This is a genomic window from Frankia sp. AvcI1, from assembly GCF_001420875.1.
GTDB lineage: Bacteria > Actinomycetota > Actinomycetes > Frankiales > Frankiaceae > Frankia > Frankia alni.
In genome coordinates this window covers 41,862-62,039 of sequence record NZ_LJFZ01000022.1, presented here as the reverse complement: position 1 = coordinate 62,039, position 20,178 = coordinate 41,862, and the positions used below count along the sequence as shown (strand labels likewise).

Below are 20,178 nucleotides of genomic sequence, written 5' to 3'. Positions count from 1 at the left end.
CCGAGCCTGTTCGACGGCCGCTTCGGCCTGGCCGGGCGCAGGCCCGCAGCGCTCGCCGACATCCCGCCGCTGCCCGGCGACAACCTCGACCCGCTGCGCAGCCGCGGCGACCTGTGCGTCCAGGCCTGCGCCGACGATCCGCAGGTCGCCTTCCACGCCGTGCGCAACCTGCGCCGCCTCGCCCAGGGCACCGCCGTCCTGCGCTGGTTCCAGCTCGGCTTCGGCCGGACCAGCACGACCAGCAGCAGCCAGGACACCCCCCGAAACCTGATGGGCTTCAAGGATGGCACGAACAACGTCAAGCGCGAGGACACCGCGTCGCTGGACAAGCACGTCTGGGTCGGCGCGGACGGCGACCAGGCGTGGATGCGCGGCGGCACCTACGTCGTCACCCGCCGCATCCGGATGCTGCTGGAGTCCTGGGACCGCGACTTCCTGCTGGACCAGGAGCAGGTCTTCGGGCGGACGAAGACGAGCGGCGCGCCGCTGGGCGCGGCCGAGGAGTTCGACCCGGTCCCGCTGACCACCAGGGGGGCCGANGGCGAGCCGGTCATCCCCGCGGACGCCCACATCCGGCTCGCGGCCGCGTCGACCAACGGCGGCGCGACGATCCTGCGCCGCGGCTACTCCTACACCGACGGCGTCAACCAGGAGACCGGGCAGCTCGATGCGGGCCTGTTCTTCATCGCGTTCCAGCGCGACCCCCGCACCGGCTTCCTCCCGATCCAGCGCCGGCTCGCCGCGTCGGACGCGCTCAACGAGTACATCGTCCACACCAGCAGCGCCGTCTTCGCGATCCCCCCCGGCGTCCGCGACCCCAAGGACTTCTGGGCCAGCGGCCTTTTCACCGCCTAGAGGGGTCCCGTAGGTGGTTGTGATCAGGCGGCGTGTCGGCGCCACCTGACCCGGACCGTCGAGGCATCGCCGTGGGACCGTCTGGTCATGGGCGTCGGGGTCGTCGGTGACGTCGGGCTCGCCGCCGACGGCGCCGGCGCGGTTCCGCGGAACCGTCAGGACCATGCCAGCGCCGTCGCGGCGGCAGCCGTCGGTCCCGCCCAGCATCTGGCGTTGCATGGCGGGCGCTGGCGGTCAGAGTGACAGGACGTCGACAGGAACCCGCCGGTAGCGATCTGCGTCGACCGTGAGGACTGGCCATTCACACGCGAGCGCAGCCGCGTGCCGGGCAGGCCACGTCAGGCGGAGATCAGTTCCACCGAGGGCCTCCAGATGATTCGTCCGTGTCAGCCCGGCCACCTGGATCGCATTCTGCGGCCCGACAGCGACGCATCGTCAGGCGAGGCGTGGAGCATTCTTCACCGGGAAGGCGGGACGACGATGGGCATCGGTGTGGCACCGGCCGAGGGAGAGGAAGGCTGCTATTCGTGTGCGGGTAATGCGGCGCTGGCCGGGCTGCCGCCGCGAGAGCGGGTGGTGGTCGGGACGGGGTGGCGGGCGGCGCACGCGATCCGGACGGCGCTGCCGGGGTGGCTGGTCCTGGTCAGCCGGCGGCACCTCACCTCCCCGGCGGAGCTCACCGAGGCCGAGGCCGCCGAGCTCGGGGTGCTGACCTGGCGACTGAGCCGGGCACTGGTCGAGGTGACCGGCTGCGTGAAGACCTACGTGGCCGCGTTCTCGGAGGCCGCCGGGTTCGAGCATCTGCACGTCCACGTCGTACCGCGGGCCGGGGATCTGCCCGCGGCGGCCCAGGGCCCGGACGTCTTCACGTTCCTGCGCCGTCCGGAGGCCGAATGGGTGCCGCCCGGGGTGATGGACGACCTTGCCGCCAGGCTCGCCGCGGCACTCGACAACGAGCGCTGACGCCCCTGGATGCCGGTGCGGCCTGGACGACCGGTTCAGTCGACGACGGCCGGGGCGGTGGGATCGTCCAGGTAGCCGAACATCAGGGCGAGCTGGCCGGCGGTGTTGCGCTTCTCGGACAGCGGCGGCAGGGCGTCGCGCGGAAACCAGCCGACCTCGGAGGTCTCCAGCCCGCCCCCGGCGATCCCGCCGACGACCCGGCACCGGATGAAGATCTTGTAGGTGTCGTTCGGGTACGGCGGGTGGCCGTGACGGCGCTTGTCGAGGACCGCGAGCAGGCGTTCCGGCTCGGCGCGCAGGCCGGCCTCCTCGAAGATCTCCTTGACGACGACCTCGGCCGGAGTGAGGCCCACGTCGGCCCAGCCGCCCGGCAGCGACCAGCCGCCGTCCTCCTTCTCGCGAACGAGCAGGATCCGATCGTCGTCGAACAGCACCCCGCGCACGTCGACCTTCGGCGTCTGGTAGNCCACCTCGCCGCCGAAAAGGCCCTCCGCCGCCTCGACGGTGACGACGGTGCAGTGCGCCGCGATCTCGTAGCTGAGCCGTCGGAGCTGCTCGAATCGCTCCAGGTCGTACGGGTCCTGGGAGTAGGCGAGCCCGGCCTGGGCGATGGAGTGCAGCTCGCGCACCCACGGCAGCCACTCGGGGTTGCGCGCTCCCACCTGCCGCCACGACGGCTCGGCGAGGACGGGCGGTTCAGGCTCCGCGGCGGGCTCGGGCTCCGCGGCCGGCTCGGACTGGACGGTCGGCTCGGACTGGACGGTCGGCTCGGACTGGACGGTCGGCTCGGACTGGACGGGCCCCGCGGGCGCGGGGTGCGGCGATGCGGCGTCCTGGGTCATGGGCTGATCCTCTCGCCCGGTGCGGCCGCGNCGAGGCCGGCCCACGGGAATCTCGGCGCATCGGGAACGCGGTGTCAAGGTTTCCGGCGATGCGTGCCGATATCGGCGTGTCCACCGCGATGATCGGCGATCCTCGGGGGGTGAGCTCCTTTGCGGACGAGCCGTTCTCGGCCTTCCATGCCTGGGCCGCCGAGGCCTGGTCGGACGGCCCCCCGGAGAACGTGGTTCCAGGCATCGTTCCGGTCACGGCGGTCATCGGTCGGACGGCCGACACCGCCGTGGTGCTCGCCGGGCTGGCCGCCTGCGCGGACGGGGTCGCGGTATCCGTCGACGTGGTGTTGCGGCGGGGGAATCCCGGCGCGGCCAAGCTCTCACCCAACCGGGGCTGGCTGCACGGGGCCCCGGTGCGGGTGCCACTGCGGGTGCGGTTCGCCGACGGGACCGAGGCGACCGGTCCGGACACGCCTGTCGCGCTGCCCCCGGGGTTCGGCCCGGCCGCGATCGGCCCCCCACCCGCGGCGACGCTTAGCTTCGGCGGCTCGTCGAGCGTCCCGGGCCGGACCCGGCTGCGCTACTGGCTGCGACCGCTGCCGCCGGCGGGTCCGGTCACCTTCACGACCTCGCTGGCGGCCCGGGACCTGGCCGAGTCCACGCTGACCGTCGACGGCGCGCTCATCCGCAGCGCCGTGAAACGGGCGATCGAGCTGTGGCCGGCAGATCCGGCGGTCGACGCCGACCCGGGGCAGGCATAGCGTCTCCAGCTCGTGACGCAGGTGATCGCGGTGGACTGGTCGGGGCGGGCGAAGGGCGCGGCCGAGTCGATCTGGCTGGCCCGGGTGGTCGCCGGGCGGCTCGTCGAGCTGGACAACGGGCTCGACCGGGAGGCCGTCGTGGCCGCCCTCGTCGACCGCGGCCGCCGGGAACCGCGGACCGTCGTCGGGCTGGACTTCTCCTTCTCGTTTCCCGCATGGTTCTGCGCCCGGCAGGGCTGGCGCAGCGGCCGCGAGGTCTGGTCGGCGATCGGGGCGCNGGCCGAGCAGCTGCTCGCCGACGGCGAGCCGCCGTTCTGGGGCCGGCCGGGGACCGTGGCGCAGCGCCTCGGCGATCCGTTCCGCCAGACCGAGAAGGATCTCGAACGACGGCCGAAGAGCACCTTCCAGATCGGCGGGGCCGGCGCGGTCGGCACGGGTTCGCTGCGCGGCATGGGCCACCTGGCCCAGCTCTCCGCGGCCGGCTTCACCATCTGGCCGTTCGACGAACCGGGCTGGCCCCGCGTCGTCGAGGTCTACCCGCGGCTGTGCACGCCCGCGGGCGTGGTCAAAAGCCGCCACCGCAGCCGGCGCGACCATCTGCACGCCCGGTTCCCGGAGCAGGATGCGGTGCTGCTCGAGCGGGCGGCCGGCTGCGAGGACGCCTTCGACGCGGCGGTCAGTGCCCTGGCCATGGCGGCCGACCTGCCGAGCCTGATCGACCTGCCGCGCTTCGCCCCCGGCACGCCGCAGCTCATCGAGGGCTGCGTCTGGGCGCCTCGGGAGCGCCCGGCGGGCCGGCGGCCGGAGGAGTAACCGCCGGAGAATCGACCAGCGCGGCGGTGACGTGCGCCTGCGCGGCGGCCTTGGTGACACCGAGGCCGCTGAGCACGCCCGATGACAGGCGGCACGCCGTCAACGCGACGTTGACGGCGTACCGGCCCCGCGATCTCCTACGACGCGGCCGTGCCGCGGTAGCCCACCGGGCCTTCGCCCGGGAACTGGGCCGCGCCCTGGAACGAGGCGCCGTCGTCGAAGAAGGTCACGCTGCCGCTGCCGTGCGGGCCGGACCAGGACACCTGGGTGCCCGTGGCGGGCCGGCCCGACGGCGGAACGACCCCGTTGCGGTTGCTGATGACAATCTGCAGGTCGCTGTCCTTGTTCCAGGCCGCACCCGGACCGCCCCACTGGATTTCGGTGTGGTAAAGGGACATGTTCCCACCTTTCGTAATCCGCACAGCCGTATCTCGGCCATGCAGGAATCCGGCCAGGGAAAGAGACGGAAACGGCCGGCCGGACCCGACCGCGAGACAGTCCACAATGGCCGGCAACCCAGGCGCCGGCACAGAAACGTGAACCCCCGTGATTACGCCGGCTACCCGAAAGGGCGGATCGTGAACCGGCGCAGGTGAAGCGTAACGATCCCGGAACCTGGTGACAACACCCGAGTGCAGCAAAAGTACGATGCCGGGCGGCCGCGACCCGCTATGCCCGTATTGCCCCGCCGACGACGCCACTCAGAAAGAACCACCCGTGCGTGGGCACGGCCCCTCGATTCTCGGTCTCGCCGGGAATCGTCACGCGGACCGGGCCACGGCCCGCAGCGCCGCGACCGCGTGCCGCACGGCCGGCCGACCGGCGTTGTCGGCGCGCCAGACCGCGTGGATGCTCCGGCCCAGGACCGGGCGCAGCGGGAGCACGCGGACCCCGGCGGGCAGCGGACCCTGGCCGAGCCGCGGCACCATGGCGAGCCCCATGCCCGCGGCGACCATCGCGAGCTGGGTCGGGTACTCGATCACGGTGTGCTCGATCCGGGGCTGGGCGCCATGGGCCCGCATCGTGTGCACGAGCCAGTCGTGGCAGGTGGATCCCATGGTCCGGCTGATCCAGCGCTCGCCGAGTACCTCGTCGATGGCGACCCAGTCCCGGCCGGGTCCGGCAAGCGGATGGTCGGCCGGCAGCGCGACCTGCGCGACGTCTGCCATCAGCGTGGCGCGGTGGACCCCGGTCGGCAGGGTCAGGGGCGCGTTCTCCCAGTCCTGGACCAGCCCCAGGTCCAGCTCACCCCGGCCGACCCGCACGAGAGGACTGGCGAAGTCCATCTCCTCGACCCGGACGGCCAGATCGGGATGCCGCTCCCCCAACAGGCGCAACGCGGCCGGCAACAATCCCCGGGCAGCGGTCGGGAACGCGCCGACCGTCAGCGTGCCGACCACCTTTCCGAGCTGCGCATGCAGGTGCGCCTCCGCCTCGCCCATCATCGACAGAATGCGCTCGGCGTGGTCCACCAGCAGGGTCGCCGCATCCGTGAGCCGGACCCCCCGGCCCTGCCGGAACANCAGCTCAGCACCTGTCTCCCGCTCCAGTTTCGCAATCTGCTGGGAGACCGACGACGCGGTGACATGCAGCCTGTCCGCGGCTGCGCCGACCGATCCGGACCTGGCGACCAGACACAGGACCCGCAATCGTTCCAGGTTCAACATGTAAGCAATGCTACGCGGTGCTCATTAGCAGGTTCACCTTGTTCTCGGCGCCGGAGAGCGCGAATGATGGCCCAATGCCACCTTCATTCCTTCGTAGCCCGCGGGAATCGAACTCGGCCGCCGGGAGTCGTGGCTCGACCGAGGATGATTCCTCGCCGTCGAACGTCTCCGGCCGAGCCCTGCCCGGGGTCGACTGGCGGGTGCGTTTCGGTCTGCTCGCGACGATCTGGGGACTCAGCTTTCTCCTGGTCAAGGTCGGCACGCAGGGATTTCCCGCCCTGCAGGTCGCGTTCGGCCGGGTCGTCTTCGGGGCGGTCGCCCTTGCCGGCGTCGTCGCGCTCAGGCGCGACCGGCTGCCGCGCGGGCTCGGGCTGTGGGCGCATCTCGCGGTGGCGGCGATGTTCCTCAACGCGGCCTCGTTCGCCCTGTTCGCCTTCTCCGCGCAGCGGATCCCCTCAGCGCTCACCGGGATCTGCAACGCGACCACGCCGCTGTTCACGACGCTCGGCACACTCGTCGCCCTCCCGGGTGAGCGGCCCNCCCGGCGCCAGCTCGCCGGCCTGCTGATCGGCTTTCTCGGCGTCCTGGTCGTGTTCGGCGTCTGGGACGGCGCGACGGGGCAGAGCATCACCGGCATGCTCCTGGCCCTGGCCGCGGCGGCGAGCATGGGCGTCGGCTGGGTGTACGTGCGGCGTTTTCTGACCGGTTCGGGGTGTTCGAGCCTGGCGCTCTCGACCGGTCAGCTCGTCGCCGGGGCGGTGGAACTCGCGATCGTCACCGCCGCCTTCTCGAANCCGCCCGCCAGCTTCCCGCTCCGGCCCCTGCTCGCGGTGCTGGTTCTCGGCGTCCTCGGCACCGGCGGGGCGTTCCTGATCCAGTACGGGCTCGTCCGGGACGCGGGCGCGACGGTCGCGGCGACGGTCACCTACGTCGTGCCCGTCGTGTCGACGCTCGCCGGCGTCCTGATCCTCGGCGAGAGCCTGTCGTGGAACGAGCCGGCCGGCACGGTGGTGATCCTCGTCGGCGCCGCGCTGTCCCAGCTCGGGGTCGCCGCGACGAGGACGGTCACGCAATCACACCAAACCGACACGCAGCGCACAGCCACCTATTAGGGTCAATCAGGCGGGATCGTCACAAAAGGTGAGGGGGCTGGTTGTGGTGTCGAGCGCGGATCTACCCGACCCGGTGGGCGGGCAGCCGAAGGGCGGGGCCACCATCGACAGGGCCGCGGCGGACCAGGCTACAGCTGACCGGGCCACGGAGGACCGACAGTGGTGGAAGTCCCTCGCGGACGAACGCATCCCGGTGGCGCTGAAGACCGACCAACCGCACTCAGCCCGGATGTACGACTACTACCTCGGCGGGAAGGACAATTTCCCCNCTGACCGGGAGGCCGCCGAGCAGGCCCTGTCGGTGTTCCCGAACGCGCGCATCGCCGCCCGCCAGAACCGGGAGTTCATGATCCGGGCAACCCGGTACCTGGCCGGTGAGGTCGGGATCCGCCAGTTCCTCGACATCGGAACGGGCATTCCCACCAGCCCGAACCTGCACGAGGCCGCGCAGAGCATCGCGCCGGACGCGCGGGTCGTCTACGCCGACAACGATCCGATCGTCCTGACCCACGCCCGGGCCCTGCTCACCGGCACCCCGGCGGGGCGGACCGCCTACATCGACGCCGACCTGCACGACACCGGCCACATCCTCGACGCCCCGGAGCTGCGCAGCACGCTCGACCTGTCCCGCCCGGTCGCCCTGTCCCTGATCTCGATCTTCCCGTTCATTCCGGACGCCGACGATCCGCACGGCATCCTGCGCCGGCTCCTCGACGCCCTGGCGCCCGGCAGCCACCTCGTCCTCACCCATCTGTCCGCCGACTTCGATCCTCCTGCCGCGTCGAGGCTCATGGACACCTACCACCGGCAGGGCATCCCGCTGCAGCTGCGCAGCCGCGCGGAGGTCGAGGGGCTGTTCGCCGGCCTGGACCTGATCGACCCCGGCGTGCAGATCGTGCACCGCTGGCGTCCCGACGGCACCGCGACGGACCTGCCCGACGTCCAGGTCGCCGGCTACGGCGGTGTCGCCGTCANACGGTAGCTGCTCCGGGCCTCCCTCAACGTTTGGGTCCCTGCCTGGTCAGGGGTGCGGGGACGGCAACCGCACCCGTCAGTTCCGCGTCGTGTGGGCCGCCCGCGGCGGCCGGGACGTTCGGGTCGTCCGGGTCCTCCGGNCTGTTCGCCTCGATGGCGGGGCGGCCCGCCTCCTGGCGGTCGGCGACGTCTCGCGGTGCCGCGTCTCGAGGTGCCGCGTCCCGCGCTGCCTCGACGAGGACTGGCGGTTCGGTGGAGCCGTGGACGAGGACCTGGCGCAGGCGTTCGGTGTCGAGGACGCCTTCCCAGCGGGCCACGACGAGGGTGGCGAGGGTGTTCCCGCAGACGTTCGTCAGTGCCCGGCATTCGGACATGAACTTGTCGATGCCGAAGATGAGNATGATGGCGGCCACCGGAATGGTGTCGACGGTGGAGAGGGTGGCGGCGAGGACGATGAATCCGGAGCCGGTGACGCCCGCGGCGCCCTTCGAGGTCAGCAGGAGCACACCGACGATGGCAAGCTGCTGGCCGATCGACAGGTCGGCGTCGACGGCCTGGGCGAGGTAAAGGGCGGAGAGGGTCAGGTAGATACAGGTTCCGTCCAGATTGAACGAGTACCCGGTCGGCACGGTCAGCCCGACGACCTGGCGGGGGGCGCCGAGCGCCTCGAGCTTGCGCATGAGCTGGGGCAGCACCGGTTCCGAGGAGGNGGTGCCCAGGACGATGAGCAGTTCCTCGCGGATATAGCGCAGCAGCCGCAGGATGTTGACGCCGATGGCGGCGGCGATCGCGCCCAGAACGACGAGGACGAAGAACACCGAGGTGCCATAGAAGATGCCGATGAGCTTGCCGAGGCTGGTCAGGGTGTCGACGCCGTACTTGCCGATGGTGAAGGCCATGGCCCCGAACGCGCCGACGGGGGCCGCGTACATGACGATCCNCATCACCTGGAACATGGCGGTGCCGACCCGCTCCACCCCGGCGGCGAGCCCGGCGCCGGCGGGCCCGATGAGGTTCAGGGCGATCCCGAACAGCACCGCGAAGAACAGCACCTGCAGGATGTCACCGTCGGCGAAGGCGCCGATCACGCTGTTCGGCACGATGTCGGACAGGTAGTGGCCCCAGCCCTCGCTTCTACCCTGCTTGATGTAGCCGCCGACGGTGTCGTTGACGACGAGGCCGCCGGGGTTGGCGTGCACTCCGTCCCCGGGCCGGAACACGTTCATCACGACCAGGCCGAGCAGGAGCGCGATGCTGGTGACGGCCTCGAAGTAGACGATGGACTTCAGGCCGACGCGGCCCACCTTGCGCAGGTTGTCGACCTGCGCGATGCCACCGACGACGGTGCAGAACACGATGGGCGCGATGACCATTTTGATGGCGTCGACGAAGGTCGTGCCCAGCGGCTGGAGGCGGACCGCGAAATCCGGGGCGAGCTGACCCACGACAATGCCCGCGGCGATACCGGCGAGGACCCACACGTACAACTGGCGGTACCACGGACGGCGGGTCCGCGGGGCCGGTGGAGCGGGCGCGGTCATGGATGCCTCCTCGCCGGGCGGGAAAACCTTTCCCGGTGGTGTCGCTGTTCGCGACCACACTGCTCAGCACCGGCCCCCGTGTCACGGTTCTGCTCATATTCTCCAGACACGGCACCATAGTGCCGGTGATCTGCAGGCGGACGGTGCCGACACGGCCGCGACGCCGGGGCACCGACCGCCGTTTCTGCACGAACGTCGGGCGAACCGGGGTGCATTTCCGACAGGTGGCGGATGCATTCCTGGACGTACGCTGTGAAAATACGCACCACCCGAGACGGGAAAATCAGACAGACCATCAACCCGATACGCCTCCTACTGTTTCTCCTACCAGACCGTCCGGAGCCGCGACGCATGCCTGACGAGCCGATCCGCACCCTGATCGTCGACGGTGACGCGCGACTGGCCGAGCAGGAGGGCGNCATTGTCGACCAGATTCCGGGATTCACCGTCGTCGGCANCGTCCACAGCGGCGCCGAGGCGCTGGAGTTCGTCTCCCGTGGTCATCCGCAGCTCGTCCTGCTCGATCTCCTCCTGCCCGACACGACGGGCGTGGAGGTCTGCCGCACGCTGCGGTCCCGGGGCGCCGCGCTCGACATCATCGCCGTGACCTCGGCCAGCGACCTGGCGACGGTCCGGGCCGCGCTGTCGTACGGGGTCGCCCAGTACCTGGTGAAACCGCTCAGCGCCGCGACGCTGCGCGACCGTCTCCACCGGTTCGCGGCGGCGCACCGCCAGCTGGCGACCNCTCCCCCGCACCACCTCAGCCAGGGGGAGGTCGATCGCGCTCTGGCCGCGCTCCGGCCCGCGGTCGCCCCGATCGCGGACCAGCCCAAGGGCGTGTCCGCGACGACCCTCGACTCCGTCGTGGCCCAGTTACGGGCCAGGGCCGGGCGGCCGGCCTCCGCCGAGGACATCGCCGCCGCGATCGGGGTGTCCCGCGCCACGGCCCGCCGCTACCTGGAGCACCTGGCCGTCCATCGGCTGGCCATCCGTTCCCATCGCTACGGCCGGTGCGGCCNCCCCGGGAACCTGTACCGCTGGCAGGGAGCGTAGGGGACCATCCCCGACTCCAATTTCACCGACCCCGCGGTTGACAATAATCTGCGAGATTGTTACCAATGTCACGGCAGCGCGGGATCACCGCCGCTCCCGGCGACAGGAGGGTCGATGATCGACCAGTCAGAACTGATCATCAACGGGGAGCTCGTCGCCGCCCGCTCCGGGCGGACGTTCGACAACGCCAACCCCGCCACGGAGGAGCTCCTCGGCGTCGCCGCCGACGCGGGACCGGTCGACCTCGACGCGGCGGTCGCGGCGGCCCGGCACCGGTTCGACGAGGGCGCGTGGAGCGCCGACCCGGCGTTTCGGGCGCACTGCCTGCGTCAACTCCAGACCGCGCTGCAGGCCCGGATCGAACAGGTCCGGGAGGTCCTCATCGCCGAGACCGGCTGCACGCTCTCGCTGAGCCGGCTCATGCAGGTCGAGCCGGTGATCGCCGACATCGCCTACGTCGCCGACCTCGCGGAGTCCTACGAGTACGAGCAGGCCCTGCCCGACACGACGACCCTCATGGGCCCGGCGAGCCGGATCGTGCGCCGCGAGCCGGTCGGCGTCGTCGGTGCCATCACCCCGTGGAACTTCCCGCTGATGCTGAACCTGGTCAAGGTCACCGGCGCGCTCGCCGCGGGGAACACGGTGGTGCTCAAGCCGGCCCCGGACACCCCGTGGACCGCCGCGCTGCTCGGCCGGATCGCGCTGGAGGACACCGACCTGCCCCCGGGCGTGTTCAACGTCGTCACCTCCGCCGACCACGGGATCGGCGCCCAGCTCACCGCGCACCGCGACGTCGACCTCATCACGTTCACCGGCTCGACCTCGACGGGCCGGGCGGTGATGGCCTCGGCGGCCGGGACGGTGAAGCGGACCTTCCTCGAACTCGGCGGGAAGTCGGCCTCCATCGTGCTCGACGACGCCGACCTCGGCGCGGTCGTCGGCCTCGCCGCCTCGCACATCTGCTTCCACGCCGGGCAGGGCTGCGCGCTGGCCACCCGCATCCTCGTCCCGCGCTCCCGCTACACCGAGGCGGTCGACGCGGCCGAGGCCGCCGTGCGCGCCTTCCCGTACGGCGACCCGATGGACCCGGCGAACATGATGGGGCCGCTCATCAGCGATCGGCAGCGGGCCCGGGTGCTCGACTACATCAACGTCGGCCGGTCCGAGGCGAAGCTCGTCTGCGGCGGCGACCGCTCGCCGCGGCACGACCGCGGGTTCTACGTCGAGCCGACGCTGTTCGTCGACGTCGATCCCGATGCCCGCATCGCCCAGGAGGAAATCTTCGGCCCGGTGGTGACGGTGCTCCCGTTCGACGATGACGACGACGCGGTCGCGATCGCCAACAACAGCATCTACGGCCTGTCGGGCGTGGTCTCCAGCGGCAGCGTCGAGCGGGCCATGGCCGTGGCCCGCCGGCTGCGGACCGGGACGGTCGCGATCAACAACGCCCACTGGCTCGCCCCGGACTCGCCGTTCGGCGGCTACAAGCAGAGCGGTCTCGGCCGGGAGAACGGCATCCCCGGCTTCGAGTCCTTCCTGGAGATCAAGACGATCGGGTACCCGCCGGCCTGATGCGAGCCGCGTGCCGGGGCCGACGTCCAGTTCACTCGTGATGAGAAGGCGCAGGTAGCGACGTGGGTAAGTTCGACGGCAGGGTCGCCTACATCACCGGGGTCGCGCGGGGCCAGGGCCGCTCGCACGCGTTACGGCTGGCCGAACAGGGGGCCGACATCGTCGGTCTCGATCTGTGCGCCCAGCTCGACACGGTGCCCTACCCGATGGCGANGGAGGAGGATCTCGCCGAGACCGGCCGGCTCATCGAACAGCTCGGCCGGACGGCGGTGCTGCGTAAGGGTGACGTGCGTTCCCGGGCCGACCAGCAGATCGCTTTCGACGCCGGGGTCNCCCAGCTCGGGCACGTCGACATCGCGATCGCCAACGCCGGCGTGATCATCTCCGGCAGCGACCACCCGGACATGCAGCAGGTGTGGGACGACGCGCTCGGGACGATGCTCACCGGCGCCTGGCACACCCTTCAGCTCGCCGCCGCCCACATGCGCGAACGCCGGACCGGCACCATCATCGTGACGAGCTCGGTCGCGGGGCTGAAGGCGTTCACCGACGGCACGGCCGGCGCCGACGCCTACACCGCCGCCAAGACCGCGGTGGTCGCCCTGGTCAAGGCCTACGCCGCCCTGCTGGGCCCGGACAACGTCCGCGTCAACGCCGTCGCCCCGACCGGCGTGAACACCGCGATGGTGGTGGAGAACCCCGCGCTGTTCGCGAGCATCGCCAGCCTGCCGCACCTCGCGGCCGCGATGCAGAACGCGCTTCCCGTCGAGCTGATCGAACCCCGCGACGTCAGCGACGTCGTCGCCTTCCTCGTCTCCGACGAGGCCCGTATGATCACCGGTTCGACCATCGCCGTCGACGCCGGCTCGATGGCCCGCCCCTGATCACCGGACCCACCGGTCGGCGGGGATGGTCCTTTCCTTTCGGTGGTCGGCGTGACCGGACTGCTCTATGGGTTCATCCAGGCGCCCGACGACGGCTGGACGTCTCCCTCGATCCTGGCCGCCTTTGCCGTCGGCCTCGCCGGTCCTGTCGCCTTCGTGGGGTGGGAACGGCGTTGNGCGCACCCGATGCTCGATATCGGGTTCTTCGCCGAGCGCCGCTTCAGCGTCGGGAGCCTGGTCTTACCGCGGGCGGGCTTTCGGCCCGCTCACGGCCCGCTCGACGAGGGTTGGGCGGCCCCCGCTGCCGGTGGCTTCGCGACCAGGTGGAGATCGCCCTTCCGACGCTGGATGCGCCAGCCCTCGGGCGTCCGGGACAGTCGGTCCAGGTGCCGCCCGAGCAGGGATATCCCCAGGCCGCCATCGGGGCGTCGTTCCACCACCGTCCACATGACCTCCGCCGTCGCGGTGTCTCCGGCGAGGGTCACGTCGGGGCTNGAAATGATGTGGAACGAGGTGCCGAGCCCGGCCGTGAGGGTCCGGGCCATGAGTTCCTGGATGGCCTCGGGGCCCTTGGCCCGCCCCATCGGTCCCAGGAGGACCTCACCGTCCTCGGCGANCAGGNCCGCCAACCGCTCCCAGTTGCCCTGATCAAGATGCCGGCCATAATCGACGAACAACTGATGGATCNNATCGCGGTCCTCGAGCCGTTGAAGACGGTCCTCGGCACTTTCCACGGTCACCTCCACTGTCGAAACGTCTGAGCAGCGCTGACCATCATCAGCGTCGCATCGCCGGGTGCAGCGTCTCCTGAGATCGTGTGCGCCGCCCCCCGGAACCAGATCGTCCCGACTCGTCACACGCCCGGCACGATGCGCATGTCACGAACGGCGCCGCCGTCGAGGACGGCCAGGGCCTTCTGGTAGGCGGGGCTGTCGTGCGCGGTCCGGGCGGCCTCGACCGAATCGAACTCGATGAGCACGGTGCGGGTCTTCTCCCCGGCCTCGTAGGTCTGCTCCGGAAGACCCCGGGCTACGAAGGTGCCGCCGGCCGCACGCAGCGCCGGGCCGGCCAGCTCGGCGTACNCCGCCACCTTGCTCTCATCGACGATCTCCTTGTAGACACTGATCCAGTAGGCAGTCATGAGGCCATCGTGCCCGAGGACGCCACGCAGACGGGCCTCAACCCCAGGACGATCATGCTCAGTGATCATCAGGACGGCGGCGGACGGCACTCACCTGTCCTGCACCTCGGTCGCCACCCTCGTCGCCGGGATGCTGGCCGAGCTTCGGGGCGGCCCCGGCGATCGGGTCTATAAAGATCGCTACCGCTGTAGTACTAGACCGACATTTTCCCGGCCGGGCCCGTGAGAGGAACTTCCATCCGGCAGAAGATGACCGGCCTCGACGAACACCAGCGCCGCAACTGACTTCCAGGTGCCGCTGAACCCGACTGTGCCTGCCCGCGGCGGACGGCCTCGGGCCGGCCGTGGACGTCACCATCGCTCCTCGAACCCGATGCCCGGCCGAGCGAAGCTCGGCACTCGGGGGGTTCGGTGGGTCGTCCCCCCGAAAACATCGCGGCCCGCCGGGAAGCTGACCAAAGGTCAGCGACCACGGCGGGCCAGCTCGTGGACCTAACGCACCACAATAAGAACCGTTCGATCTTGGTTCAGGGTCCCGAGATCACCGTCCGCCCGGTCTCCGCGAGGCTCCTGACCAGGGGCGATGCAGAGTGAGCGCCCGCCTTGCAACAACATCGATCGAATCGAACGTACGTTCCGCAGGTCTGGCGGGTCCGGACGTCGCGGTCCGTCTGGTGACCGCGATCGTGGGGACCGTGGTCGGGTTGACGTTCCTGTTCGCGTTCGGGAACGTGGCGACGCTCGGTATCCGCCTGGGGGTGCCGACGTACGTCGCGATCCTCGCCGCNCCGGCAGTTGATCTGTCGGTCGTAGCGCTTCTGGTCGGCACACGGCACCTCGTCCTGCACGGAGGGCCGGTGGAGGTGGTTCGGGCGGCGCGGCGTCTGCTCATCTTCTCCAGCACGGTAACGCTGGCCCTGAACATCGCGGAACCCCTCATCGCCGGCCACTACGGCAAAGCCGCGTTCGACGCCGTCGGACCGCTCCTGCTTATCGGCTGGTCGGAGGTCGGCCCCAGCCTGCTCCAGGCGATGCAGACCACCACAGCGTCCATGGCTGCACTGGGCAGGCAGGCCGCGGACGACCCGACCGAGCCGATCGCGGCTGACCGACCGGAAGTGCCNCAGGTTCCTGGCCCGGTAGGGATGGGAGCGCCTGCGGTCGAGGCGACGTCTCGGGGAGACGGATCGGGCACACGGGAGCAGGACCTGCTCCACCGGGCACGCGCCGAGGACGTTCTGCACTGGCAGTTCCATCACCGCCCGATCTCCGCCGAGAACCTCCGCAAACGCCTTCACATCGGCGCAGGCACCGCACGCAACCTCGTCGCGCAGCTACGCAGCGACACCAAGGCCACGTTCGGCAGGTCGGCGTCAGCTCCAGTCCCAAACGGGGCAGCCTGACACCTGCGACGCCGCCACAGGCTGACCACGAGGATGCGTATCCCGATGGACGAACCGTCGAACGGCTCTCTCGCGTACGCCCCCNCCACGGCCGATGTGGAGGTGGGTGGGTAGTTGGCGGGCCGCCGTGTCCCGACGGTGACCGCTACTGTTGCGGACACCGCCTACGCCGGTGAGGAACTCGCCGCGTCGTACTCCGNGGGGATCCGTCCAGTCACGCTGGTGAGGCCCGGATCGCGATCGTGACGTCCTTGGCNCCGCAGTCGGGACGCTGGTGCGGTGAAGGCCGGTTTCGGTCGCGGCCCGCACGAGGCCTGTATATTCGACGGCCAGCACCCTCCCGGCGACCAACCGTGAGACGACGAGGCTCGGCGGCGGTCTGGTGGCCTAGACCGTCATTAGGCCAAGTGGCGCTCGGACCGAAGAAATTGTGGGCGCTGGTCGCGTCAGCGTCCGTGTTTCTCGACAATCAAAAATTCGCGTCACCGACGCCGTTGACGCGGCCCTCAGGGAGGTTGGTCATCTCCGCGTTTGAAGAGCTGCACCGTCTTGGGCATCCCGGTCAGGATTGCCTCCACCTGGTCACCAGGTTGGTCGAGGAGGAAGCCCGACGTTTCCCGGAAATTCGGCGTGACAGCGCCCGGGATCTCGACGATCTTGTCGAAGAATTTCTGGTGGACCGGATCGGGCCCGTAACCACGAGCCTCCTTGCGCAGGCGACCGATGACGCGTCCGTCGGACGTCTCCTCCGCAGGTCCGTCCGCAACTGGCTGATCGACAGCGTGCGCAAGACATCACGGGGGGCGTTGCGGCGCCGGCTCGTGGAGGTCCTGTCGGGAGATGACGCCTTCGAAAAGGTGCCTGCTGGCGAGCCGGGCGCCGGCCGTTGGAGGCTCACGGGCACACCGGTTCCGCCGTGGGCTGGCCCCATCGATGACCTGGCGCGGGCGGCTCGTGAAGTCCCGAACGTGAGGATCCCGAAGTGGTCGAGCACGACCCGCCGGCCACCGATCGCGGACCGGGCATCGATCATCGCCGTAGCCCAGGCGGCTTTCACGGCGGCGAGCGGGTCGCTTGAGGAAGCTCAGCTTGTCGACGTGTTCGCGGCTCGGTTCCCGGTCGTGCTGGACCCCGACATCGTCTACCTGCCCGAGGGCGCTGAGAACCGTGCCGACGCGGATGAGCCGACTCCCGAGGATCTCGTCGTTGCCGCCGATGAAGAACTGAGTGCTGCGGCCACGGCTGCGGGCATCGTGGGGATGTTGTCGCCGGTGGAGCGGCGGATCGTCCTGTACCTGGCATCGCCGGCCGACATCCGGGTGCTCCTGGCGTGCGGCCTGGCGCAGGCGCGCCTGCATGCCGACAGGGTGGCTGAGAAGCTCAGGCAGCTTGTCGGCGAAGGCGAAGACCGAGAGGCAGTGGCCAAGGAGGTGATCCGGCTGTGTGGCACCACGACCGCCCTGGGCTGACCGTGNGCCCGATGGAGNGCGGCGGGAGTTCTGACGTCAGATCTAGGTGCCGGCATACTCGGCCCACCCCCCGCCGGAGGACACCGTGAGCGACCAGCGGACTGCCCAGCATCTTCTCGATCTTGCGGCACAGGNACCAGACATGCACCAACTAACCCAGCCGGGGCTAGAGGAACGGTTCGGCGCTTCGACGGATGTCGAGGTCCGCGTCGGGCAAGTGTGGCGCGCCCGCTGGGACGAGACCNTCATGTTGCTGGTGGTACTGGCTGTACGAGACCGCGAGGTGCAAGGTGCGCCGGTGACCATCGACCCGTCCAGGGAGGATGACCATGGCATCGTGGTCGGTGAGACGGCGACCGCGTTCGGCGTGGCCGTCACAGTATGGGCGGGGCTTACGGCGACGGTGCCGAACNGGGTCCTCGATCAACTGGTGGATGTCTGGAGCGACTCGCTGGTCCGATGCATCGCTGCCGCGAGCGTGCAGAAGCCAGCCCCATTGCCAGCAGTCGTGAGACGGGGCCGCAAGATCACGTCCCCTATGGACCCTTCGGCTATGCTCCGCGCAGAGCTCACCGACGACTTGGAGCTGTTGAGGCAGGCACCCGGGCTGCCGGTTGCCGTCCCGGGAATCGAGCCACGCACCCTTGCAGCGATCCTGGGATCGGGTCTTGATCTTGGCGCATTCTGCGCTTCGCTGAACGTGAGCCAAGCCGAGGCCATGCGCCTTCTCCGTGNCAAGGTCCCGATGACGATGGAGCAGATCGACCTCGTGGCGAAGGTGACTGGCGTCACCTCCGGGGAGATCGCGAGTTCGGTTCGCCCACTCCCGGCCGGGCTTGTCATCCGGATGGAGCATCCACGGTGGAGATCAACGTGGACTCGACGTGCGCGCCGGTTGGGTATCGCTGAGGAACGAGCACGTCTAGACGGCAGCTATGGCGCCTTTAGCCTTGCCGCGCGAGAAACCGGCGGCGGCGAGTCTGACTGGGACTCGCGGCTTCGGCAGTTCCTCAACAGTAGCGCCGCGGGCGAGGAGGATGCATAGTGCGGGCGAGACCGCTCTTCGCTGACGCTCCTCGCCAGGCCGAGGCGATCTTGCGCGTTGTCGAGGAGCGTCATCCGGGATCGCTCGCGGTTCTCTGCGCCGACCCTTTGGCCACGATCTCGTCGTGGCCCGACGTCCAAGTGTCCGTCGTACCCGAATCAGGTGATGGTGACGGATGCTCGGTGTCTGGCAGCTACTTGGACCATACCCAGCCTCCGACCCTCCGCATCGCCGCATCGCGATCGCGCCGGCGCCGCGGGTTCACCGTGCTCCACGAACTGGGTCATCACCTCCAGCAGACGGATCCAGAGCTTGGACAGCGCGTCTTCACCCGCGTGGACTCCGAGAACTTCGAGGAGGCGGCGTGCGATGCCTTCGCCGCCCGGGTGCTCCTGCCGGATGGGTGGGTCCGCGATCGCGTCGACCTACGAGGTCCGACCGCCACAGAGATCGTCGACATGTTCCAGAACTCCCAGGCATCTCGCGAAGCGTGCTGCGTACGGGCCTCCGAACTGCTGAGCGGCGGAGGCGTCGTCGTTCTCCTCGACGCGGCAGGCCGGGTGGTGTTCGCGTCACCACGGGGGGTCGTCCCACCGGCGCGGGGCTCTGACCAATCCGACACGCCACTGATCCGGGCCGCGCTTCGTGGAGATGCCACGGTCGAGCACGACAACACCTTCGTGGNCTACCGCAATGGGGGCCGGAGCGACCCGCTGTACGGGCAGGCGGCTTGGTGCGACAAGCAGTACATGATTGCGGTACTCGCGCCGGACAACGTTGCGTGGCNCCGCTTCGCGCCGCCCCGATCCGCCAGCGCGGCCTATCCTGCGGAGCGATGGTGGATCTGCNAGATCTGCCCGGATGCCGACCCGTTCGAGGTCTTCGGCCCGCCGTGNCAGCGCTGCGGGCAGCCGAAATGCGGCAACGGCCACTGCGGCTGNGCCCCCGCGGGAGCCAGAGCAGAGCAGCGGTGTGATCGCTGCTTCCTCGTGCTGGCGGCTACGCAGTTCGATCCAGGCCGCTCGATCTGCCGCAGCTGCGCCGAATGAACAAGAGCTGGGGGGCGTCGACCGCCTCGGGCGGGAGCTGCCTCACGGTCCGACGTCAGTAAGGGTGAGCGGCCATCAAGCAGCTCCGCCCAGGCCGGGCGCCCAGGTGCAGCCCGCACCCCTACCGAACGAAGCACTCGAATGGGACAGACAAACGACATCCTCAACGACGTCCGCGGTCGGATCGACGCGCACGCTGAACCGCTCGCGGAGGCACGTGGNCGGCTAAGACTCAGCCGGGACGTCGCGATCGGTTTCCGGGGCGCGTTGCGCACGTACCCCAGCGGTTCGCTGGCGCAGCACACCTTCATTCATCCAGTGGCGGACGGGGACGGCGGTGTCGTCCTGGACCGCCGTGTCTACCCGGCGCTCGGTCCGGATGGNGCTGACGAGTCTCCTGAAGAGACTATCGAGGCGCTGTGCTCCCTGCTCGGGCCGAGTATCCGAAACGTCTACCCGAAGGCCCGTTGCTGCACGTCGAGGCGAGGACCGAAGATCTACTTCGTCCGTCCGGTGGACGGTCAGGACCCGACCATCGACCTCGTCATGGCGCTCACCCGCCGCGACGGCAATGGGCTTTGGATCCCCGACCTCAAGAAGAGCAAGTGGGAAGCCTCGGACCCCGAGCAGCACGCTACGCTGTTCACGTCTGGCGGCAAGTCGCGCGCCCAGACCCGTCGCCGCACCATCCGTCTGCTCAAGNCATGGAACCGGCAGTACACCACCGTCGGGTTCTCATCCCACAACTTGTCCGTCTGGGCATGGGAATTCATCACGGAAGGGATGGGNCTCCCGACCGCCCTCTTCTCCGTGNTGGACAAGNCATCGACCCGGCTGGAGGCGGGATACGCGACGAAGGATCCGGCAGGGGTATCGCCCAATGTGAAGCCCCTGATCGACCGCTCGATCGCCGCCCGGCGACTGCGCACAGCGGCCGATGCCGTCAGCGAGGCCCTCGAACACGACGACGACCGCGAAGCGGTGCTCTCGGTGCTCTCGCGGGTCTACTGGAAGTATCTGGAAGACCCGACACCGTCCGGGC

12 protein-coding genes and 22 pseudogenes are annotated in these 20,178 nt (G+C 70.0%); 20 read left to right on the top strand and 14 right to left on the bottom strand.

Annotated elements, in window-relative coordinates:
- From UK94_RS60535 to UK94_RS21135, 3 genes and pseudogenes are all read left to right on the top strand, one after another.
- A pseudogene (locus UK94_RS60535) lies at positions 1–539 on the top strand (Dyp-type peroxidase); the annotation flags it as partial.
- Between the two features lies 1 nt (position 540).
- The coding region (locus tag UK94_RS60530; protein ID WP_235489023.1) for a Dyp-type peroxidase at positions 541–855 on the top strand (315 nt) is incomplete at its 5' end.
- 480 nt (positions 856–1,335) lie between these two features.
- On the top strand, positions 1,336–1,818 hold the full coding sequence (locus UK94_RS21135; protein WP_041938905.1) for a hydrolase: 483 nt from the start codon (positions 1,336–1,338) through the stop codon (positions 1,816–1,818).
- A gap of 35 nt (positions 1,819–1,853) precedes the next feature.
- Here the strand turns inward: UK94_RS21135 and UK94_RS60525 are convergent, their stop codons facing one another.
- Both UK94_RS60525 and UK94_RS60520 read right to left on the bottom strand, forming a co-directional pair.
- A complete protein-coding gene (locus tag UK94_RS60525; protein ID WP_268761543.1) occupies positions 1,854–2,261 on the bottom strand; it encodes an NUDIX domain-containing protein in 408 nt (135 codons plus the stop codon).
- Between the two features lie 23 nt (positions 2,262–2,284).
- Positions 2,285–2,660, bottom strand: a 376-nt coding sequence (locus tag UK94_RS60520; RefSeq protein ID WP_235489021.1) for an NUDIX hydrolase N-terminal domain-containing protein, incomplete at its 3' end; no start/stop codon positions are given.
- An 89-nt stretch (positions 2,661–2,749) separates the two neighbouring features.
- Between UK94_RS60520 and UK94_RS21125 the strand changes: the two genes are divergently transcribed.
- On the top strand, positions 2,750–3,412 hold the full coding sequence (locus tag UK94_RS21125) for a hypothetical protein (RefSeq protein WP_041938904.1): 663 nt from the start codon (positions 2,750–2,752) through the stop codon (positions 3,410–3,412).
- A gap of 950 nt (positions 3,413–4,362) precedes the next feature.
- Here UK94_RS21125 and UK94_RS21115 read toward each other — a convergent pair.
- The 3 genes and pseudogenes from UK94_RS21115 to UK94_RS60515 form a co-directional block, all read right to left on the bottom strand.
- Complete coding sequence (locus tag UK94_RS21115) at positions 4,363–4,623, bottom strand: hypothetical protein (RefSeq protein ID WP_011602591.1); 261 nt, start codon at positions 4,621–4,623, stop codon at positions 4,363–4,365.
- A 363-nt stretch (positions 4,624–4,986) separates the two neighbouring features.
- Positions 4,987–5,747, bottom strand: a pseudogene (locus tag UK94_RS21110) (LysR substrate-binding domain-containing protein); the annotation flags it as partial.
- 1 nt (position 5,748) lies between these two features.
- Positions 5,749–5,892: LysR family transcriptional regulator (locus tag UK94_RS60515; protein WP_235489077.1), on the bottom strand; the 144-nt coding region annotated here is incomplete at its 3' end.
- A 74-nt stretch (positions 5,893–5,966) separates the two neighbouring features.
- On the opposite strand from UK94_RS60515, the pseudogene UK94_RS60510 reads away from it, so the two are divergent.
- From UK94_RS60510 to UK94_RS21100, 5 genes and pseudogenes are all read left to right on the top strand, one after another.
- A pseudogene (locus UK94_RS60510) lies at positions 5,967–6,431 on the top strand (DMT family transporter); the annotation flags it as partial.
- 1 nt (position 6,432) lies between these two features.
- Positions 6,433–6,685, top strand: a pseudogene (locus tag UK94_RS74600) (EamA/RhaT family transporter); the annotation flags it as partial.
- A 1-nt stretch (position 6,686) separates the two neighbouring features.
- The coding region (locus UK94_RS60500) for a DMT family transporter (protein WP_235489018.1) at positions 6,687–7,004 on the top strand (318 nt) is incomplete at its 5' end.
- Between the two features lie 103 nt (positions 7,005–7,107).
- A pseudogene (locus tag UK94_RS60495) lies at positions 7,108–7,272 on the top strand (SAM-dependent methyltransferase); the annotation flags it as partial.
- 1 nt (position 7,273) lies between these two features.
- Positions 7,274–7,978, top strand: a pseudogene (locus UK94_RS21100) (SAM-dependent methyltransferase); the annotation flags it as partial.
- A gap of 142 nt (positions 7,979–8,120) precedes the next feature.
- Here UK94_RS21100 and UK94_RS60490 read toward each other — a convergent pair.
- The 4 genes and pseudogenes from UK94_RS60490 to UK94_RS60475 form a co-directional block, all read right to left on the bottom strand.
- A pseudogene (locus UK94_RS60490) lies at positions 8,121–8,377 on the bottom strand (C4-dicarboxylate transporter DctA); the annotation flags it as partial.
- A gap of 1 nt (position 8,378) precedes the next feature.
- A pseudogene (locus UK94_RS60485) lies at positions 8,379–8,688 on the bottom strand (cation:dicarboxylase symporter family transporter); the annotation flags it as partial.
- A 1-nt stretch (position 8,689) separates the two neighbouring features.
- Positions 8,690–8,919 (bottom strand): annotated as a pseudogene (locus tag UK94_RS60480) (cation:dicarboxylase symporter family transporter); the annotation flags it as partial.
- Between the two features lies 1 nt (position 8,920).
- The coding region (locus UK94_RS60475; RefSeq protein ID WP_235489016.1) for a cation:dicarboxylase symporter family transporter at positions 8,921–9,520 on the bottom strand (600 nt) is incomplete at its 3' end.
- A 231-nt stretch (positions 9,521–9,751) separates the two neighbouring features.
- On the opposite strand from UK94_RS60475, the pseudogene UK94_RS76340 reads away from it, so the two are divergent.
- The 7 genes and pseudogenes from UK94_RS76340 to UK94_RS21080 all read left to right on the top strand — a co-directional run.
- A pseudogene (locus tag UK94_RS76340) lies at positions 9,752–9,938 on the top strand (hypothetical protein); the annotation flags it as partial.
- Positions 9,939–9,978: 40 nt separating this feature from the next.
- A pseudogene (locus tag UK94_RS60465) lies at positions 9,979–10,264 on the top strand (response regulator); the annotation flags it as partial.
- Positions 10,265–10,357: 93 nt separating this feature from the next.
- Positions 10,358–10,538 (top strand): annotated as a pseudogene (locus UK94_RS60460) (helix-turn-helix domain-containing protein); the annotation flags it as partial.
- Between the two features lie 149 nt (positions 10,539–10,687).
- Positions 10,688–12,145 carry an aldehyde dehydrogenase family protein gene (locus tag UK94_RS21085; protein ID WP_011602584.1) on the top strand — a complete coding sequence of 486 codons (1,458 nt, stop codon included), beginning with the start codon at positions 10,688–10,690 and terminating at the stop codon, positions 12,143–12,145.
- A 62-nt stretch (positions 12,146–12,207) separates the two neighbouring features.
- Positions 12,208–12,358, top strand: a pseudogene (locus UK94_RS60455) (SDR family mycofactocin-dependent oxidoreductase); the annotation flags it as partial.
- A 1-nt stretch (position 12,359) separates the two neighbouring features.
- Positions 12,360–12,477 (top strand): annotated as a pseudogene (locus UK94_RS60450) (SDR family mycofactocin-dependent oxidoreductase); the annotation flags it as partial.
- Between the two features lies 1 nt (position 12,478).
- Positions 12,479–13,029 (top strand): SDR family oxidoreductase (locus UK94_RS21080; RefSeq protein ID WP_235489012.1); only part of this gene is annotated, 551 nt, incomplete at its 5' end.
- 266 nt (positions 13,030–13,295) lie between these two features.
- Here the strand turns inward: UK94_RS21080 and UK94_RS60445 are convergent.
- The 5 pseudogenes from UK94_RS60445 to UK94_RS74590 form a co-directional block, all read right to left on the bottom strand.
- Positions 13,296–13,523: pseudogene (locus tag UK94_RS60445) on the bottom strand (nuclear transport factor 2 family protein); the annotation flags it as partial.
- Between the two features lies 1 nt (position 13,524).
- Positions 13,525–13,645, bottom strand: a pseudogene (locus UK94_RS60440) (nuclear transport factor 2 family protein); the annotation flags it as partial.
- 6 nt (positions 13,646–13,651) lie between these two features.
- Positions 13,652–13,716: pseudogene (locus tag UK94_RS60435) on the bottom strand (nuclear transport factor 2 family protein); the annotation flags it as partial.
- A gap of 166 nt (positions 13,717–13,882) precedes the next feature.
- Positions 13,883–14,111: pseudogene (locus UK94_RS21070) on the bottom strand (DUF1330 domain-containing protein); the annotation flags it as partial.
- A 1-nt stretch (position 14,112) separates the two neighbouring features.
- Positions 14,113–14,170 (bottom strand): annotated as a pseudogene (locus UK94_RS74590) (DUF1330 domain-containing protein); the annotation flags it as partial.
- 590 nt (positions 14,171–14,760) lie between these two features.
- On the opposite strand from UK94_RS74590, the pseudogene UK94_RS60430 reads away from it, so the two are divergent.
- The 4 genes and pseudogenes from UK94_RS60430 to UK94_RS21060 all read left to right on the top strand — a co-directional run.
- A pseudogene (locus UK94_RS60430) lies at positions 14,761–14,957 on the top strand (hypothetical protein); the annotation flags it as partial.
- 1 nt (position 14,958) lies between these two features.
- A pseudogene (locus tag UK94_RS60425) lies at positions 14,959–15,293 on the top strand (hypothetical protein); the annotation flags it as partial.
- 1 nt (position 15,294) lies between these two features.
- Positions 15,295–15,573, top strand: a pseudogene (locus UK94_RS60420) (hypothetical protein); the annotation flags it as partial.
- Between the two features lie 455 nt (positions 15,574–16,028).
- Positions 16,029–17,042 (top strand): hypothetical protein, encoded by a 1,014-nt coding sequence (locus tag UK94_RS21060; RefSeq protein WP_157734383.1) that lies wholly within the window; start codon positions 16,029–16,031, stop codon positions 17,040–17,042.
- The last annotated feature ends 3,136 nt before the right edge of the window (positions 17,043–20,178 follow it).

Bases quoted from the DNA above. Each gene is read 5' to 3' on its own strand.
- UK94_RS21135 (WP_041938905.1), top strand. From the start codon at position 1,336: ATGGGCATCGGTGTGGCACCGGCCGAGGGAGAGGAAGGCTGCTATTCG.
- UK94_RS21125 (WP_041938904.1), top strand. From the start codon at position 2,750: ATGCGTGCCGATATCGGCGTGTCCACCGCGATGATCGGCGATCCTCGG.
- UK94_RS21115 (WP_011602591.1), bottom strand. From the start codon at position 4,623: ATGTCCCTTTACCACACCGAAATCCAGTGGGGCGGTCCGGGTGCGGCC.
- UK94_RS21085 (WP_011602584.1), top strand. From the start codon at position 10,688: ATGATCGACCAGTCAGAACTGATCATCAACGGGGAGCTCGTCGCCGCC.